Consider the following 3082-nt stretch of genomic DNA (forward strand, 5'->3'; position numbering starts at 1 on the left):
CTTCAACAAGCTCAAGCACTTGCGCGGCATCGCTACCCGCTACGACAAGAATCCGCTCAACTTCCTCGCCGCCATCAAACTCGCGGCGGCGCGCATCTGGATCAAATCGTTATGAGTCTGCGGCCTAATGAAGTCGGCGTCTGTGGCTCGCGGGGTGTTTCGACGATCTTCCCGGCGTGGCGGTCCTTCCAAAGCTGGATACATTCTGCCCGTGTGTGCAGGAAGCCGATCGCAACGCGTTCATAGGCCCTGGAGGAGGGGTCAAGGCGAAGGCCGCGCGCTCCTAAATAGGAATCCATCGTGTCCCGATTGGCCGGGGACAGGGCGCGTCCGCGCGCTATCCCATCGGCCGCGAACTGTTCGATGTCCTGGAGGACCTCGGTGAGGAGGTTATATTGATGGTCGGGCAGACCATTGTCCTGGCCGCCAAGCCCGCGAAGCCGGATTTGTTCGTCCGACCAGAGGAGATGCCTGCGATAGCCAGCAAGGATCGCCGCGATCTCGGCCTCGCTGAGCTCAACGCGCGTCTGGGGCTGCGGCGGTTTGGCCGCTAGCTGGGCCTCGGCCTTGGCGAATTCGCGCTCCCAGAACAGGTTGCGTTCGGCGGCCTTGCGCCGCGCGACCTTGGGGTCGCGCTCGCCGAGGCTTTCGCGAATGACCTTTTGGCCCAAGATCGCCTGGATCTTGGCTGGCACGCGCCGCCTGAAATAATAGACGGCGCCACGGCGCACGATATTGCTCACGAGACTCATGTCCGAAACACACCGCTGGGTCACAGTTAAGGCCGCAAACCAGCTGTCGTTCCAGCAGTTTAAGGAAAATCAAGGTCTCGAGGCAAGGGTGGCGGAGAGGGAGGGATTCGAACCCCCGATACGGTTGCCCGTATGCCGCATTTCGAGTGCGGTGCTTTCAACCACTCAGCCACCTCTCCAATCCAAGGTGCGACGGCGGGCTCAAATCGCCCAACCGGTGGTGAGGCGGCGCAATAACAGGCCATGCGTCGGCGCGCAAGCGGCTTGGCCAAGAAAGTGGCGCGCCCGGAGGAAAATCCTGTAAGCTTTGTTCCGGGCGCAATCCAGGCTTGACATTGTGGGCGCTGCCGCATAGGAAACCCAACGGTTTGTCGTGGCCGAACGCCGCGACATTTGCGTTTTTCGGACCCCGCGCCGGATTTCGCCCGTAACCGGACCCGCCGGCCCCGCCCTCAAGGCTACGCCCAAAGGTCCATCCACCCGGTTCCACTGCAAAGAAGCCGGCCGCGCCTCGGGCGCAGCGTCGGATCGAACACGAGGAAAAACGATGTTCGCAGTCATTAAAGCCGGCGGCAAGCAATATCGCGTCGCCGCCGAAGAGCAGATCACCGTCATGTCGCTGGCTGGCGAAGCCGGCGAAGTCGTGACCTTTTCCGACGTTCTCCTGGTCGAGAAGGACGGCGCCGCCCAGATCGGCGCGCCTTTCGTGGCCGGCGCCTCCGTCAAGGGCGAGATCGTCGAGCAGTCCCGCGGCCCGAAGGTCATTTCCTTCAAGAAGCGCCGCCGCAAGAATTCCAAGCGCAAGCGCGGTCATCGTCAGGATCTGACGATCGTTCGCATCACCGAAGTCGTCGCCTGATCGGCTCGCGCTTCCTTCATTGACGAGAGCGCCGCTCCAGCAGCGGCCAGAGACAAGAATTTCGGAGCAGGAATATGGCTCACAAAAAGGCAGGCGGTTCGTCCCGCAACGGGCGCGACTCGGAAGGTCGGCGCCTTGGCGTGAAGAAGTTCGGCGGCGAAAGCGTCGTCCCGGGCAACATTATCGTGCGTCAACGCGGCACCAAATGGCATGCCGGCGCCAATGTCGGCATGGGCAAGGATCACACCCTGTTCGCGCTCGTAGACGGCAAGGTGTTGTTCAAGACCCAGGGCTCCCGTTCGGTCATTACCGTAACGCCAGCCCCGGCGGCGGAAGCCGCGGAATAAGGAAGGTCGCGATTTCCGGGGCCTTCAGGGCGCAAGCCCCCCGAGTGGTCCCGAAATCGAGCCTTTTGGCATCCGGCCGGCGATCCGGCGAGACGACAAAAGACCACGGTCCAGCACGAAGAAGGTCACATTCTTCAGGCAGGATTCGAATCCGGAACCAATAGCTCAGGGGAAACGGCGCCGTTTCCCCTTTTGCTTTTTGACCGGAGCCTATTCATGTTTCCCGAACTCGCTCGCGACGATGTCTTCCGGCTCGAAACGCGGCGGCTGTGGCTGCGCTGGCCGCGCGAGACCGATGCGCCCGCAATCGCCGCCTTGGCCGGCGATTGGGACGTCGCCCGCATGACGGCCTTGATTCCACATCCCTATGAGCTTGAGGACGCCGAACGCTTCATCCTGGCGGCGCGCGCCGGCAATGCGCTGGGCTCGGCCTCGCGTCTCGCGCTGACGCTCAAGACCTTCCCGCGCAAATTCGTCGGCGTGGTCGGCGTCGAGGCGAGCGACCACGGGCCATTGCTCGGCTTCTGGCTGGGCCAGCCCTATTGGGGCGCCGGCCTGATGAGCGAGGCGGTCGAGGCCGTGACGGACGCCTTTTTCCGGGTGACCGAGGGCGACGCGTTGACGGCGCTGCTGCTGCCGGAAAACGCGGCCTCGCGCGTCGTTCTGGAGAAGAGCGGCTTCGTCGAGGACGGGCGGCTCGAATCCGGCCCCGGCCGCCATGCCGACAGCCCGGTGACGCGCTTCGTGCTGCGCCGCCGCGACTGGGCGAGCTTCGCCGGCGCCGGCTTGCGGGCCGGGCTCGCCTCCGATACAGCCTTATCCTGAGAAGCAAGGCCTAACCCACTATGCGCGGCCCGCGAATTTCGCGCGGCCGCGCCGGATTCCAAGATGAAATTTCTCGATCAGGCCAAGATTTACGTTCGCTCGGGCGATGGCGGCGCAGGCTGCGTCTCATTTCGGCGCGAAAAATTCATTGAATTCGGCGGACCCGACGGCGGCGACGGCGGGCGCGGCGGCGATGTCGTGGCCGAATGCGTCTCCGGGCTGAACACGCTGATCGACTACCGCTATCAGCAGCATTTCAAGGCCAAGACCGGCATGCATGGCATGGGCAAGAACCGCGC

General features: G+C 63.7%; 4 protein-coding genes, 1 tRNA gene and 2 pseudogenes. 5 read left to right on the plus strand and 2 right to left on the minus strand.

Going from position 1 to position 3082, the window contains the following annotated elements; all coding sequences use genetic code 11:
• Window positions 1–115 (plus strand): annotated as a pseudogene (locus tag ACE3S9_RS17520) (IS5/IS1182 family transposase); the annotation flags it as partial.
• Here ACE3S9_RS17520 and ACE3S9_RS17525 read toward each other — a convergent pair.
• Entirely contained in the window at window positions 102–752 is a 651-nt protein-coding gene (locus ACE3S9_RS17525) for a DUF6538 domain-containing protein (RefSeq protein WP_374547768.1), read from the minus strand. The pseudogene ACE3S9_RS17520 and the gene ACE3S9_RS17525 overlap by 14 nt on opposite strands.
• Window positions 753–841: 89 nt before the next feature.
• Window positions 842–931 (minus strand) — tRNA-Ser (locus ACE3S9_RS17530).
• Window positions 932–1299: 368 nt separating this feature from the next.
• Here ACE3S9_RS17530 and rplU point away from each other — a divergent pair.
• From rplU to obgE, 4 genes and pseudogenes are all read left to right on the plus strand, one after another.
• The gene (rplU, locus tag ACE3S9_RS17535) at window positions 1300–1611 is read left to right on the plus strand and encodes a 50S ribosomal protein L21 (RefSeq protein ID WP_374547769.1); all 312 of its coding nucleotides are present in this window, start codon (window positions 1300–1302) and stop codon (window positions 1609–1611) included.
• 74 nt (window positions 1612–1685) lie between these two features.
• Window positions 1686–1958, plus strand: a complete 273-nt coding sequence (gene rpmA, locus ACE3S9_RS17540; RefSeq protein ID WP_374547770.1) for a 50S ribosomal protein L27 — start codon at window positions 1686–1688, stop codon at window positions 1956–1958.
• Between the two features lie 216 nt (window positions 1959–2174).
• The gene (locus ACE3S9_RS17545; RefSeq protein ID WP_374547771.1) at window positions 2175–2783 is read left to right on the plus strand and encodes a GNAT family N-acetyltransferase; all 609 of its coding nucleotides are present in this window, start codon (window positions 2175–2177) and stop codon (window positions 2781–2783) included.
• 63 nt (window positions 2784–2846) lie between these two features.
• A pseudogene (obgE, locus tag ACE3S9_RS17550) lies at window positions 2847–3082 on the plus strand (GTPase ObgE); the annotation flags it as partial.

This window comes from Rhodoblastus sp. (assembly GCF_041915505.1).
In the GTDB taxonomy this organism is placed as follows: Bacteria; Pseudomonadota; Alphaproteobacteria; order Rhizobiales; family Beijerinckiaceae; genus Rhodoblastus.